Here is a 13,529-nt window from a genome sequence, read left to right on the forward strand (position 1 = left end):
CTTCATCGCAAACGCTATACATTTACAATTATGGAAGAACCTATTAAAACAAGAATAAACAAATACCTCAGTGAGGTAGGTTTTTGTTCAAGACGTGAAGCAGATAAACTTATTGATGCCGGCCGTATAACGGTAAACGGTAGTGTTCCTGAGATGGGTACAAAAGTGAGTGCCGCTGATGAGATACGTGTAAATGGTAAACTGGTAGGTGAGAAACAAGATGCTCCTGTATACCTGATTTTTAATAAACCGGTAGGCATTGTTTGCACAACAGATACTCGAGTAGAAAAAGACAATATTATCGATTATATAAATTACCCAACACGTATTTTCCCTATAGGCAGATTAGATAAAGCTAGTGAAGGTCTTATATTCTTAACTAATGATGGGGATATCGTAAATAAAATTTTACGTGCACGTAATAATCACGATAAAGAATATATAGTTGAAGTAGATAAACCTGTTACCGCTTCATTTGTAAATAGTATGGCCGGCGGAGTTCCTATCCTTGATACCATTACGCGTAAATGTGAAGTTACACAGCTGGGAAAAAATAGATTCAAAATTATACTTACTCAAGGATTAAACAGACAGATTCGTCGTATGTGTGAGCACCTTGGTTATAATGTAACTCGGTTAAAAAGAGTGCGTATTATGAACATACATCTTGATGTAGGTGTAGGTAAGTATAGAGAATTTACTAAAACAGAGCTCAATGATTTAAATGAGCTACTCATTAACAGCTCTAAAGAATACATCGCAGGAGATGGCGCTACACCTAAGCCTAGTGGCCCCAGACGACGCATACAGTAAACCGCTGCTGCTAAAAATTAAACCTGTGTTAAGTATGCCTGCCAAATGAGATTTTCGACCTAATTTTAGATGAATCTTCAAAAACTCAAATTATGGCAGAAAAAATTCCATCTGTTAAAAATGAAAAACAGTACGAAGCATTACGAGATCAAGGTTACAGTAAAGAAAAATCTGCTCGCATAGCAAATACATCAAATTCTGGCGAGAAAGGTGGCAAATCTGAAAAATATGAAGAGCGCACCAAGAAAGATCTTTATGAGCAAGCTAAGAAAGTAGGCATTGATGGCAGATCTAAAATGAATAAGAAAGAACTCATCAAAGCGCTTCGAAATAACTAACCTTAAATACAACCCATAATGCCTTCTCCGTTTCACTTAGCAATCCCTGTTGATGATGTACAAAAAGCCCGCTTATTTTATCGAGATGTTCTCGAACTTTCAGAAGGACGTAGTACTGATGAATGGGTCGATTTTGACTTCTTTGGACATCAATTAGTAATTCATTACAAACCTAAAGAACAGACAGGTGCTACACACCATAACGAAGTTGATGGCAAGCATGTTCCAGTTCCTCATTTTGGAGTAGTATTAGACTGGGAGGTATTTGAAAAATTTGCTGACCAACTCACAAATAAAAATGTTTCATTTGCTATTGAGCCTTATATACGCTTTGAAGGTCAAGTAGGTGAGCAAGCCACTATGTTTTTTTATGACCCATGTGGTAATGCTCTGGAATTTAAAAGCTTTAAAGATATGTCTCAACTTTTTGCAAAATGAATAAACTAAAACCAGAACTGGTAAGGCAGCTTTTTTTAATTCTGCTTATTCTATTTTTATTTGTACTTATAATTGAGGAGATGACTCCTTATTTATCTGGTGTACTAGGAGCAATTACCCTTTACGTTCTAATGCGTAAACCGGTAAAAAAACTAATTAAACGTGGCTGGAAAAAGGGCCTTGCGGCCGGTCTTGCTATGCTAGCATCATTTATAATTATCCTTGTTCCTATAGGTCTAACTGTTTTAATGCTTACTAACAAAATAGGTAAAGCAGTAAAAAATTCTGAACGCGTAATTCAAGCCGTTAAAGATCAAGTAGGAGTTTGGGAAGATGATTTAGGTTATAAAGCAAGTGATTCTATTGACACCAACTCAATCACAACTTGGGTGTCGACTAATCTTCAAAATTTTGCCGGCGGAACATTCAATGTTTTTATAGCAATAGGTATTATGTATTTTATGCTATACTATATGCTTATTAACCGGAAAGAACTTAGACATTCTTTATATGCATTTATACCACTTGCTAAGCCTAATATAGAACGTATAGGAGAAGAATGCGTAGCTATGGTAAAAAGCAATGCTTTAGGAATTCCACTTGTTGCTCTGGCACAAGGAATTGTCGCTTTAATAGGCTTTTTAATTTTTGGTGTACCCGATCCTTTTTTCTGGTTTGTTATTACTGCGATAGGTAGTATGATTCCTTTTGTAGGGACGTTACTAGGGATTGTTCCCGTTGTTATACTTATGATTGCTAGTGGAGATAATCTTCAAGCTGTGGGCATCGCTATCTATGGGATTGTGGTGGTAGGTTCTACAGATAATATTATTCGATTATATGTCTTAGAGCGATTAGCAAATGTTCACCCACTTGTAACACTTATTGGTGTTATTGTAGGTGTACCGTTATTTGGTTTTATAGGATTAATTTTTGGTCCGCTTCTTATAAGTCTGTTCCTACTAATTGTCAAAATTTACAAACAGGAATATGGAGATTCTGAAAGCGATATTGATGATGATGAGCTGATTATAAAATCTTCGGAAGCTTAAAAATTAATTAAACTGAGTTTCGCTTTTTAATACTGAAACTTAAAGGATATTTTATCCAAGTTACAAAGCAAAGTCACTACCTATAATAGATAGTTGACTTTGCTTTATAATTTAATATCCTTCCACCTCTGTATATTTTTACTAGCATCAAAATTACCAGATGTGAAAAATTCTAACCGCAAATATATTTTCTGCATTCTCTTACTTCTTTTTATGCTTTTTCAATAAATTGCCTCTTCAAATTGCAAACAGCTTAAAAAGCATATAGCTTTTTAAACAATTTTATAATTAAGCATACAAATACATATGGAAATTCTGGGAGTTGATGTTGGAGGATCTGGGATAAAAGGTGTCCCTGTTGATCTCGAACAAGAAAAATACTTAGGCGATAGATTTAGACTAGATACTCCCTTCCCTCGTGAACCTATAGCAATGGTAAATACAATCGCAGAGGTTGTAAAATACTGGGACTGGAAAGGTGTGGTAGGTGTAGGGTTTCCTACGGTAATTCATAAAGGGAAAGCACTAGAACACGGAAATCTTGATAAGTCGTGGCTAGGTTTACAAGTTGATGATATGATATCGCAGAAAATAGGATTACCTGTGAATGTCATCAATGATGCAGATGCAGCCGGTCTTGCAGAAATGGAGTTTGGAGTTGGCAAAGGTGTTAAAGGTCTTGTTATAACAGTAACTATAGGAACTGGAATAGGAAGTGGAGTTTTCTTCAATGGCGAACTTATTCCCAATTTTGAATTGGGTCAAATGCAGTATAAAAAGAATACGACAATTGAAAAGTTTTCGTCTCGTCGGGTACGTTTAGACAACGGAATGAGCTTCAAAAAATGGGGCAAACGTTTCAATAAATTTATTCAGTTAGTAAGTCAGATAAGTCAGCCCGAACTTATTATCATTGGTGGTGGAGCCAGTAAAAATCTTGATGAGTATATAAAATATCTTAAAACAGATATTCCTATAATGGCAGCCCATACGAGAAATCACGCCGGTATTATAGGTGCTGCTCTTGGCGCCAGACATTTATTAAAATAGAAAATATTTAAGCATAAAAAAAGAGGCCAAAATTGACCTCTTTTTTTATGCTTAAAACTACAGACGTTTACGCTTGAAGCTCATTGTGTCTTGCTCTTGCAAGTAATGTATTTTTTAATAACATCGCAATAGTCATAGGTCCTACACCACCAGGCACAGGAGTAATAAACTCTGCTTTTTTACTTACCGCTTCAAAATCTACGTCACCTGTAAGACGATAACCACGCTCTTTTGAAGCATCATCAACTCTTGTAATTCCCACATCTATCACGGTAACACCCTCTTTTACCATATCTGCTTTTAAAAATTCAGGAACTCCTAATGCCGTAATTATAATATCTGCCTGTAGTGTTATTTCTTTTAAATTTTGTGTGCGACTATGCGCTAAAGTCACGGTACTGTTTCCTGGATTCCCTTTTTGAGACATTAAAATACTCATAGGTCGCCCCACAATATGGCTACGTCCTATAACTACAGTATGTTTACCTTCGGTAGGAACCTGGTACCGCTTTAATAATTCCATTATTCCAAAAGGAGTAGCAGGGATAAAAACCGGCATATCTTGAGCCATTTTCCCAAAATTTGTAGGATGAAAACCATCTACATCCTTATCGGGGTCTACAGCTAGTAAGACTTTTTGCTCATCAATATGTTTTGGTAATGGCAGCTGTACAATATAACCATCAATTTCAGGATTATTATTTAATGCCTCAATTTGATTTAATAACTCATCTTCGGTAGTTTCTTCCGCTAGTTTGATTAGAGTAGATTCAAAGCCAATACGCTCACAAGAACGTACTTTGCTACCTACATAAGTAAGACTAGCTCCATCAGTACCTACTAAAACAGCGGCAAGGTGAGGAACTTTCTCTCCTCTTTCTTTCATAGCTTTAACCTCAGCAGCAATTTCATTTTTTAAATCGTCACTGGTTTTCTTTCCGTCTAAGATTGTCATGGTATAATTAAAATTTGGCATTTGAGCTAGTAACATTTTCACCCTATTGTAAATAGAGCTATAAACATTCTTAGCGCATATTATTCATCATTTGCATCATTTTGGCTCCGCCTCCACCTTGCATCATTTTCATCATTTTACTCATCTGAGTAAACTGTTTTAATAATTGGTTTACCTCCTGTACAGATGTTCCAGAACCTTTACTTATACGTTTTTTACGACTACTATTAATTATTGAAGGTTGCGTACGTTCTTCTTGAGTCATACTGTGAATGATTGCTTCTATTCCTTTAAAGGCGTCATCATCAATATCAAGACCTTTTAAAGCTTTACCAGCCCCGGGAATCATCCCGATAAGATCTTTCATATTACCCATTTTCTTAATCTGCTGAATTTGTTTTAAGAAATCGTCAAACCCAAATTGATTTTTAGCGATTTTCTTCTGAAGTTTACGCGCCTCGTCTTCATCAAACTGCTCTTGTGCACGCTCTACCAGAGAGATAACATCTCCCATTCCCAAAATACGGTCTGCCATACGTGAAGGATAGAACACATCTATCGCTTCCATTTTTTCACCCGTACCTATAAATTTAATAGGCTTATCTACAACCGTTTTTATTGATAAGGCTGCACCACCTCTGGTATCACCATCTAATTTTGTTAAGATAACCCCATCAAAATTTAGAATATCATTAAATGCCTTAGCAGTATTCACAGCATCTTGCCCCGTCATAGAATCAACTACAAAAAGCGTCTCTTGCGGTTGTATTGCTTTATGAACGGCCTCAATCTCATTCATCATAGCTTGATCAACTGCCAGTCGACCTGCCGTATCTATAATCACCACATTAAATCCATTAGCCTTTGCGTGAGCAATACCAGCTTGCGAAATTTTAACAGGGTCTTTCTCTTCTCTATTAGAATAGACCTCAACGCCTATTTGATCACCTACTACGTGAAGCTGATCAATTGCCGCAGGACGATACACATCACAAGCAACTAGTAACGGTTTTTTAGTTTTTTTGGTTTTTAGATAATTTGCTAATTTTCCAGAAAATGTTGTCTTACCACTACCCTGCAAACCAGACATTAATATAACAGATGGATTCCCAGAAAGATTAATTCCTTCAGCATCACCACCCATTAAAGCTGTAAGTTCATCTTTAACAAGCTTGGTCATTAATTGACCTGGCTTAAGAGCCGTCAAAACATCTTGACCTAATGCTTTCTCTTTTACCGTACTGGTAAAATCTTTGGCAATCTTATAGTTAACATCGGCATCTACGAGCGCACGACGAATTTCTTTTAGGGTTTCGGCTACGTTTACTTCTGTAATCTGACCGTGCCCCTTAAGCACGTGCATCGCCTTATCTAACTTATCACTTAAATTATCAAACATAGGTATTCAATTAAGACTGCAAATTTAATGATTTAGAATATGACAGTAAAGGTTTATTTGTATTCTGAAATACATTGTTTAAACTCAATAAACTCATTATTCTCAATGGGTATTCTTCACATATTAATACTACAAGATCAAGTAGATTATTAGAACAATTTGTTTCTCAATTATCCAATAAACAATACTCTTAAAATGCAGTGCATTATTTTATTATTTACATACGCTCGGGAACTTCAATCCCAAGTAATCCAAAAGCAGCTGCAATTACATCACTCACCTTCTTAGAAAGTGCAACTCTGAAACTCTTTTCACTATCAGAGTCTGCTCCTAATATTGAAACCTGCTGGTAAAATGAATTAAATTCTTTTACTAAATCATAGGTATAGTTGGCTATAAGCGCCGGACTTTGATTTTCTGCAGCCAGTTGTACTGTTTCAGGATATAAAGCTATTTGCTTAATAAGTTCCTTTTCTTTTATATGTAGTTCTTTATGATCTGCATCTAGCGGAACCCCAGTATCTATAGCTTTTCGTAAAATAGATTGTATACGCGCATAAGTATACTGAATAAAAGGACCTGTATTCCCCTGAAAATCTACAGATTCTTCCGGGTTAAATAGTATGCGTTTTTTAGGATCCACTTTCAAAATATAATATTTGAGTGCACCTAATCCTATCATTTTATAAAGCTCCTGCTTTTCATCATCACTATACCCATCTAGCTTACCTAGCTCTTCTGCAATATTTCCGGCAGTGCTGGCCATTTCTGCAATTAAATCATCTGCATCAACAACGGTCCCTTCTCTGCTTTTCATTTTTCCGCTAGGTAAATCCACCATGCCGTAGCTTAAATGGTATAGGTTTTCAGCCCATTCATAACCTAGTTTCTTCAAAATTAAAAACAATACTTTAAAATGATAATCCTGTTCATTACCCACGGTATAAATCATGCCACCTACATCGGGATGATCTTTTACACGTTGTATGGCAGTACCTATATCCTGAGTCATATATACAGAAGTCCCATCACTACGCAGTACGATTTTCTCATCAAGACCATCTTCAGTAAGATCACACCAAACTGAGCCATCTTCTTTTCTATAAAAAACACCTTTTTTTAGGCCTTCTTCAATATTGTCTTTTCCTAATAAATAGGTATTACTCTCAAAATAATAACTATCAAAATCAACCCCTAGATTTTGGTAGGTTTGCTCAAAACCCTCGTATACCCAGCCGTTCATCATTTTCCACAGTGAAACCACTTCTTCATCACCTGCCTCCCATTTACGGAGCATATCTTGAGCTTCTAAAAGTAACGGAGCTTGTTTCTCTGCTTCTTCTTGTGTTTTTCCTTGTGCTACTAGATACGACTGCTCTTCTTTATAAGCCTTATCAAATTTTACGTAGTAATTCCCTACAAGCTTATCTCCTTTTAGACCGCTGCTTTCTGGAGTTTCATTTGCTCCAAATTTTTTCCAGGCTAACATACTCTTACAAATATGAATTCCGCGATCATTAATAATTTGTGTTTTATAAACCTTCTTTCCTGAAGCTTTAATAATTTCAGCTACCGAATAACCTAGAAGATTATTACGTACGTGTCCTAAATGAAGTGGCTTGTTTGTGTTAGGGGATGAATACTCCACCATAACCGCATTGCCTGTAGCTGGTTTATGCCCATAGTTTTCTATAGATTTTATACTATTGAAAAACTCAAGATAATATTCATCGGAAATAACCAGATTTAAAAAACCTTTAACCACATTAAAATCAGAAACTTCTGAAATATTTTCTTTCAAAAACTTTCCTATTTGCTCACCAATAATAACAGGATTGCCTTTTGCCACTCTTAAGATCGGAAATACAACTACCGTTAAATCGCCTTCAAAATCCTTACGAGTAGGCTGCAATTCTACCTCTAGTAATTCTGCGTTATATATATTCCTAACAGCATCTTTAACTGCCTGACTAATTTTTTGTGATAAATTCATGAGCTTTATTTCTGAACCCGCAAAGATAAGCAAATACAGCCTTTACCAAAGTAAAATGCTAATCTGGTGTTGTCTGGTTTCCGAAGAAAGCAATCCTAATAATTAGAGTAAATTATTCTTCACAAACCTGTATCTTTAAAAGAAAAGATGTTGCTCAATGTTTCTTATAACAATCCAGAAGTAAAAAGAAAAATTATTAATGAAGTAGGTCCACCATTTACAATTCGTGAACGCTTAAAAATGCGCGGCATAGGTTCTTCAAAATTATTTATTACAAGCACAAGTATAGAAATTCATAACCTATTAATATTAGATAGTTACCTAAATACTTGTAATATTGAAATGCGACCAAAAGGTATAATCGTAGGTTTTCGATCGTTATTAGAATCCTATGCTCTAATCATACCGTATTACAAATTGCACTTGTATAAGGGCAAAGCTGAAGAGTACAGCATTTATAGAGATAACTATTTTATAAAAATTAGGGCTCTCGCAACGGATAAAGCCACGCATAACTTTATTAAAAAAATACTTGATTATAAAGCAGAAAACCTTCCTCAACTTCCGGAAGGAATGTAATATCTCAAAATTATTCATATTAAAACATACCTATGAAAATCTTACTTACCGGCGCTAACGGCTATATAGGTATGCGTCTCTTACCGTTACTTTTAGAACAAGGACACGAGATTGTCTGTGCTGTGCGAGACAAAAATAGACTTTCTGTAAATGCGCGTATGTTAGAGCGCATTACTGTAATTGAAATCGATTTTTTACAAAAACCAGAGGTTTCAAAATTACCCGAAGATATTGATGCCGCCTATTATCTCATCCATTCTATGACCTCTTCAACATCAGATTTTGATGAAAAAGAAGAACTTTCAGCACGTAATTTCAATACCTATTTAAAAAATACAAATTGTAAGCAGGTTATTTATTTAAGCGGTATTGTTAACGAAGAAAACTTAAGCAAGCATTTAAGATCGAGAAAACAAGTGGAAGATACGCTCTACGAAGGTAATTTTAAGCTTACGGTACTTAGAGCTGCCATTATCGTGGGTTCTGGAAGCTCTTCTTTTGAGATTATACGTGATTTATGTGAGAAGTTACCCGTTATGATTACACCAAAATGGGTTACTACACGCTGCCAGCCTATTGCTATTCGTAATGTCTTACAGTATCTGTCAGGTGTGCTGGGTAATGAAGCTTGTTACAATGAATCCTTTGATATTGGAGGTCCAGATATTCTTTCATATAAAGAAATGATGTTACGCTACGCGGAAATAAGATCCTTGTCTCTCACAATTCTAGATGTCCCGGTTATGAGTCCAAAGATCTCCTCGTACTGGCTTTATTTTGTCACATCTACAAGCTACAAACTCGCTTTAAATCTTGTAGACAGTATGCGTATAGAGGTTATCACAAGAGATACGCGTTTGCAGGAATTACTACAAATTACCCCGCTCACCTATACTGAAGCTATCAAACTGGCATTTGAAAAAATCGAGCAAAATCAAGTAGTCTCTAGCTGGAAGGATTCAATGATTAGCGGAAGGTTTAGAAAAGATGTAAGTGAGTATATAAAAGTTCCAGAATTTGGATGTCTCAAAGACAGACAGACAATTAAACTTGATAACCCAGAACAAGCTCTAGAAAACATATGGTCTATAGGCGGTAATCGCGGCTGGTATTACGCAAACAGACTCTGGAAAATACGCGGATTTGCAGATAAAATTTTTGGCGGTGTAGGTTTGCGTAGAGGACGTACCCATACAAACGAACTTTATGAAGGTGACTCTCTGGATTTCTGGAGAGTTTTACTCGCAGACAAAAAAGAGAAGCGTTTACTCCTGTTTGCAGAAATGAAAGTTCCCGGAGAAGCTTGGTTAGATTGGGAAATTGATGACAATAATATTTTACATCAAACAGCCACCTTTAGACCACGTGGTTTATGGGGAAGACTTTACTGGTTTAGTATGCTACCCTTTCATTATTTTATTTTTGAGGGTATGATTAGAAATATTGCTACATATAACCCGCATAAAAATTTATCCTAAAAACTTTGCATAAAATTAAAGACAATTTTCTCCTATTTTCATCTATTGCTATTTTATTAATAGTATGCTTTTTCTTTTATAGTTATACCTCAGAAAGTTATAATTTAATTAAAAGCGCCTCATTAAAAGTACGCGATATCTTCGGTCAGTATTATTTAGTGCTGGGACTTGTAAGTGTATTTCTACTGCTTGGTATAGCGGTTTCAAAGTGGGGGAACTACAAACTTGGAAAACCGACTGAGAAGCCGGCTTTTTCTAAAATAGCCTGGATTTCTATGTTATATAGTGCCGGAATGGGAGCTGGAATTTTGTTACGAGCTGTACAGGAACCTGTATATATGTTTGAAAATTCTCCTATAAATACCGGCCAATCTAGAGAAGTTATAGCTCTGGAGTTTACATTTTATCAATGGGGATTCACCGCCTGGGCTTTTTATACACTATTTGCATTAGCTATAGGTACGGCCGTATTTAAATTTAATAGACCCACGTTAACCAGTAGTACTGTTTTTCACTCAGAACAATTAATAAACAAATCGTATATAAATGGAAAGTTCTTAATAGATCTCTTAACCATTCTAACTACTGTTTTTGGCCTTGTAGCAGCTGTAGGACTGGGAGCTAGTCAAATTAAAGGAGGATTGGATCATCTTCTAGGAGACGTTTTGAACTACAATTACATCATTTTACTCATAATTATAATTGGTATATTTTCATTACTATCTGCTTTGAGCGGTGTGGATAAGGGTATCAAGAGGCTATCATCGGCAAATATTTATCTTACTCTTGCTCTTCTGTTATTTGTCTTCGTTCAAGGAGATATATTCGAAATTGTAAAACAATTTGGTATAGCTTTTTACCGGTATATAATAGATTTTATTCCTTTGAGTCTTGCCATAGGAATTTATAATCCAGGGAAACAATTCTTAACAGACTGGACTTATTATTATTGGGCATTTTGGATAGCTTGGGCTCCGTTTACAGGGATTTTCATAGCTAGGATCAGTAAAGGAAGAACTATACGTGAGATTATAATAGGCGCTTTACTTATTCCCTCAATCGGTACTTTTTTCTGGTTTTCTGTGTTTGGAACTTCAGCTTTTAAACATATTGAAGATTGGGGAAGTTATTCAGATGAGTTTGGAAATGTGTTCACCTCATTATTTATTTTTCTTTCTAACTATCCCTTGCAAACTATCGTAAATAGCTTAATCATTATACTACTTATAGGATTTCTAGTAACCTCTTTAGATTCTGCCATTTATGTACTTAGCACCTTTACGTCCAAAACAGAGAATCCTTCACGTAAACATCGCATTTTATGGAGCGTCATATTAACATTGAGCGCTATAGGACTCGTGCTATTAGGTTTTGCTCGAGAAGGAAGTGATGTACTTGTAGCCGCCCAGATGCTGCTTATAATTACATCACTCCCTTTGAGCTTATTTATGGTATGGATGATCATCAAATGGATACTGAATCTCTACCGCTGGAAAATGTAGTATTAAGCCTTAGGAAGAAAAATTTCAGCCATCATACAACGTGCGCTTCCTCCTCCGCAAGTCTCTATAGTTTCTAGATCACTGCTTACAATTTCGCAATATTTAGTGATACTTTTTATTTGCCCATCATTTAAAGATAAATGAGCACTTTTACTCATTACAAGGATGTTAACCCCTTTATCATTAACCACCTGTAACAAATTGCCTGCAAATTGATGCATTTGTTTTTCTGAAATAGCAATAATTTCCTTACCGGATTCCTTTAACTGATTAATTACAAATTTTCGTTCCTTTTTGTCATCAATACTATCTAAACAAATAACGCAAAATTCTTCTGCCACACACATCATAACATTAGTGTGATATATAGGAAGTCGCTTTCCCTCTACAGTTTGATAGGCATTAAAGATTACAGGTAAAAATTCAAAATCTTCACAAAATTCTATAAATAGATCCTCATCTGCTCTAGCTGAAAGTGCACAATAAGCTTTCTCATTAACTCGATCTAAAATTATACTTCCGGTTCCTTCAAGAAAAATACTTTCCTCTTCGGCCTCTGTGTAATCAACGATATTATTGATTTGAAAACCTGAATCTTCTAAAACATTAAAAAATTCTTCTCTACGCTCTCGCCTTCTATTTTCAGCATACATTGGATATAAGGCTACATTCCCATTTTCGTGAGTACTTACCCAATTATTTGGAAATATTGAATCTGGAGTGTCAAGCTCTTTATCATCATCAAGAACAAGCACATTCACACCAACAGACTTTAATTTTAAAACAAACTGATCAAATTCTTGCTGAGCTTTTTTATTTATCTCCTCATTTTTAAGAGCTAGGTCTTCTTGAAAGTAGTTATTTATAGCAGTCTGCTCATTCATTCTAAATGCTACAGGACGTACCATCAATACCGTATTAGTAACTTGCTTCATTGTGATTTTTTGCGCAAATGTAGAGTTTCACTTTTCAATTTTCATAGCCTTTTACCAGTATTTTGTATTGAAATATTTTATTCTCGTACTAGTGGAAGTGTACTGCATCGCAATAATCCTTCTTGCTTTGAAATTTCTGCATAAGGCACTTCTTCAACTGTGATCCCCTTGCTTCTTAACCAAGCATTAAGTCGGGTAAAATTCTTTTCTGAAATAACAACGTCTGGAGCTATTGAAAAAATATTAGAGTTCATATTAAACATTTCCTCAGAATCTATTTCAAAAATATTTTCCTTTCCATAATGATTGACCAGCCACAAATACTCCTCTTCAATTAAAAATCCGTTCTTATGAATTATTGCATATTTATCACCTACTGGCTGAAAACAACAATCTAAATGAAGTGCATTTTCATACGGATTAGAATTAGATTTTCGAAGATTAAAAGACACCACTTTCTTATCGGGAAATGATTTTTGCAAGTGATTTACCGCCTCCATATTAGTACGTGCAATTATATAGTCGGGATAGTCTACTTCACGATAAACACCTACAAATATATAATCGCCCACTGGCATTACATCTCCTCCTTCGATGTGAGCTTCTTCAGGAAATCGTATGATTTTGCTTTGATCCATCTGAGCTAGTACGTGCTCAATCGCTTCAATTTCCTCTTCACGATCGGGGAGAATATTCGCTTTGATAAAAGTATCATTAATAACAAAACCAATGTCTCTAGTAAATATTTGATTGCAATTTTCAATCAATTTTGGCCTAAACACTTGTACGCCATATTTATTAAAGACTTCTTCAACTGCTTCAATTTCTCTAAGCATATCTTCCTCTTTCGGATAGGTATTGGCCTTTATATATAGCATAGATTTAGGATCGTATGCTTCCTCTAAGGTGGGAACAGGACCATTGCTCTTAGCAGTTCCGAGTATTACAGACCTAAGACGAGAGGTCTCATCGTTTATATTCAGTTTTATCATAAAAT

The 13,529-nt window shown here is 35.5% G+C and carries 13 protein-coding genes; 8 read left to right on the forward strand and 5 right to left on the reverse strand.

Annotated elements, in window-relative coordinates; translation table 11 throughout:
- Positions 1–30: 30 nt before the first annotated feature.
- The 5 genes from rluF to ppgK all read left to right on the forward strand — a co-directional run bounded on the left by rluF (position 31) and on the right by ppgK (position 3,691).
- Entirely contained in the window at positions 31–813 is a 783-nt protein-coding gene (gene rluF, locus ABVM53_RS02845; RefSeq protein ID WP_405329262.1) for a 23S rRNA pseudouridine(2604) synthase RluF, read from the forward strand.
- Between the two features lie 92 nt (positions 814–905).
- Positions 906–1,151: a Rho termination factor N-terminal domain-containing protein gene (locus ABVM53_RS02850; protein ID WP_371456953.1), complete on the forward strand. Its 246-nt coding sequence runs from the start codon at positions 906–908 to the stop codon at positions 1,149–1,151.
- Between the two features lie 18 nt (positions 1,152–1,169).
- A complete protein-coding gene (locus tag ABVM53_RS02855; RefSeq protein ID WP_405329265.1) occupies positions 1,170–1,589 on the forward strand; it encodes a VOC family protein in 420 nt (139 codons plus the stop codon).
- Entirely contained in the window at positions 1,586–2,641 is a 1,056-nt protein-coding gene (locus tag ABVM53_RS02860; RefSeq protein WP_405329268.1) for an AI-2E family transporter, read from the forward strand. Before ABVM53_RS02855 ends, ABVM53_RS02860 begins: the two co-directional genes overlap by 4 nt.
- Positions 2,642–2,947: 306 nt before the next feature.
- Positions 2,948–3,691: a polyphosphate--glucose phosphotransferase gene (gene ppgK, locus ABVM53_RS02865; RefSeq protein ID WP_128757633.1), complete on the forward strand. Its 744-nt coding sequence runs from the start codon at positions 2,948–2,950 to the stop codon at positions 3,689–3,691.
- A gap of 67 nt (positions 3,692–3,758) precedes the next feature.
- Here ppgK and ABVM53_RS02870 read toward each other — a convergent pair whose 3' ends face one another.
- The 3 genes from ABVM53_RS02870 to argS all read right to left on the reverse strand — a co-directional run bounded on the left by ABVM53_RS02870 (position 3,759) and on the right by argS (position 8,038).
- Positions 3,759–4,646, reverse strand: coding sequence for a bifunctional 5,10-methylenetetrahydrofolate dehydrogenase/5,10-methenyltetrahydrofolate cyclohydrolase (locus tag ABVM53_RS02870; RefSeq protein WP_405330842.1), 888 nt, complete (start codon positions 4,644–4,646; stop codon positions 3,759–3,761).
- A gap of 70 nt (positions 4,647–4,716) precedes the next feature.
- On the reverse strand, positions 4,717–6,045 hold the full coding sequence (gene ffh / locus ABVM53_RS02875) for a signal recognition particle protein (RefSeq protein WP_405329272.1): 1,329 nt from the start codon (positions 6,043–6,045) through the stop codon (positions 4,717–4,719).
- A 217-nt stretch (positions 6,046–6,262) separates the two neighbouring features.
- Positions 6,263–8,038, reverse strand: coding sequence for an arginine--tRNA ligase (gene argS / locus ABVM53_RS02880; RefSeq protein WP_405329275.1), 1,776 nt, complete (start codon positions 8,036–8,038; stop codon positions 6,263–6,265).
- A gap of 147 nt (positions 8,039–8,185) precedes the next feature.
- Here argS and ABVM53_RS02885 point away from each other — a divergent pair, with 147 nt between their 5' ends.
- The 3 genes from ABVM53_RS02885 to ABVM53_RS02895 are packed head-to-tail and all read left to right on the forward strand — an operon-like array spanning position 8,186 to position 11,597.
- The gene (locus ABVM53_RS02885) at positions 8,186–8,617 is read left to right on the forward strand and encodes a hypothetical protein (protein ID WP_405329278.1); all 432 of its coding nucleotides are present in this window, start codon (positions 8,186–8,188) and stop codon (positions 8,615–8,617) included.
- Positions 8,618–8,649: 32 nt separating this feature from the next.
- Positions 8,650–10,095: an SDR family oxidoreductase gene (locus ABVM53_RS02890; protein WP_405329281.1), complete on the forward strand. Its 1,446-nt coding sequence runs from the start codon at positions 8,650–8,652 to the stop codon at positions 10,093–10,095.
- A 5-nt stretch (positions 10,096–10,100) separates the two neighbouring features.
- Complete coding sequence (locus ABVM53_RS02895; RefSeq protein ID WP_405329284.1) at positions 10,101–11,597, forward strand: BCCT family transporter; 1,497 nt, start codon at positions 10,101–10,103, stop codon at positions 11,595–11,597.
- Between the two features lie 2 nt (positions 11,598–11,599).
- On the opposite strand, the gene ctlX is transcribed toward ABVM53_RS02895, so the two are convergent.
- Positions 11,600–12,532, reverse strand: coding sequence for a citrulline utilization hydrolase CtlX (gene ctlX / locus ABVM53_RS02900; RefSeq protein ID WP_405329287.1), 933 nt, complete (start codon positions 12,530–12,532; stop codon positions 11,600–11,602).
- 77 nt (positions 12,533–12,609) lie between these two features.
- Entirely contained in the window at positions 12,610–13,524 is a 915-nt protein-coding gene (locus ABVM53_RS02905; protein ID WP_405329290.1) for a dimethylarginine dimethylaminohydrolase family protein, read from the reverse strand.
- Between the last annotated feature and the right edge of the window lie 5 nt (positions 13,525–13,529).

The organism is Leeuwenhoekiella sp. LLG6367-2.1, from assembly GCF_045055775.1.
Taxonomy (GTDB): domain Bacteria; phylum Bacteroidota; class Bacteroidia; order Flavobacteriales; family Flavobacteriaceae; genus Leeuwenhoekiella; species Leeuwenhoekiella aequorea.

Coding starts and splice junctions, on each gene's coding strand:
- ABVM53_RS02860 (WP_405329268.1), top strand. CDS start 1,586: ATGAATAAACTAAAACCAGAACTGGTAAGGCAGCTTTTTTTAATTCTG.
- ctlX (WP_405329287.1), bottom strand. CDS start 12,532: ATGAAGCAAGTTACTAATACGGTATTGATGGTACGTCCTGTAGCATTT.
- rluF (WP_405329262.1), top strand. CDS start 31: ATGGAAGAACCTATTAAAACAAGAATAAACAAATACCTCAGTGAGGTA.
- ABVM53_RS02905 (WP_405329290.1), bottom strand. CDS start 13,524: ATGATAAAACTGAATATAAACGATGAGACCTCTCGTCTTAGGTCTGTA.
- ABVM53_RS02885 (WP_405329278.1), top strand. CDS start 8,186: ATGTTGCTCAATGTTTCTTATAACAATCCAGAAGTAAAAAGAAAAATT.
- ABVM53_RS02855 (WP_405329265.1), top strand. CDS start 1,170: ATGCCTTCTCCGTTTCACTTAGCAATCCCTGTTGATGATGTACAAAAA.
- ffh (WP_405329272.1), bottom strand. CDS start 6,045: ATGTTTGATAATTTAAGTGATAAGTTAGATAAGGCGATGCACGTGCTT.
- argS (WP_405329275.1), bottom strand. CDS start 8,038: ATGAATTTATCACAAAAAATTAGTCAGGCAGTTAAAGATGCTGTTAGG.
- ABVM53_RS02870 (WP_405330842.1), bottom strand. CDS start 4,646: ATGACAATCTTAGACGGAAAGAAAACCAGTGACGATTTAAAAAATGAA.
- ABVM53_RS02890 (WP_405329281.1), top strand. CDS start 8,650: ATGAAAATCTTACTTACCGGCGCTAACGGCTATATAGGTATGCGTCTC.
- ppgK (WP_128757633.1), top strand. CDS start 2,948: ATGGAAATTCTGGGAGTTGATGTTGGAGGATCTGGGATAAAAGGTGTC.
- ABVM53_RS02850 (WP_371456953.1), top strand. CDS start 906: ATGGCAGAAAAAATTCCATCTGTTAAAAATGAAAAACAGTACGAAGCA.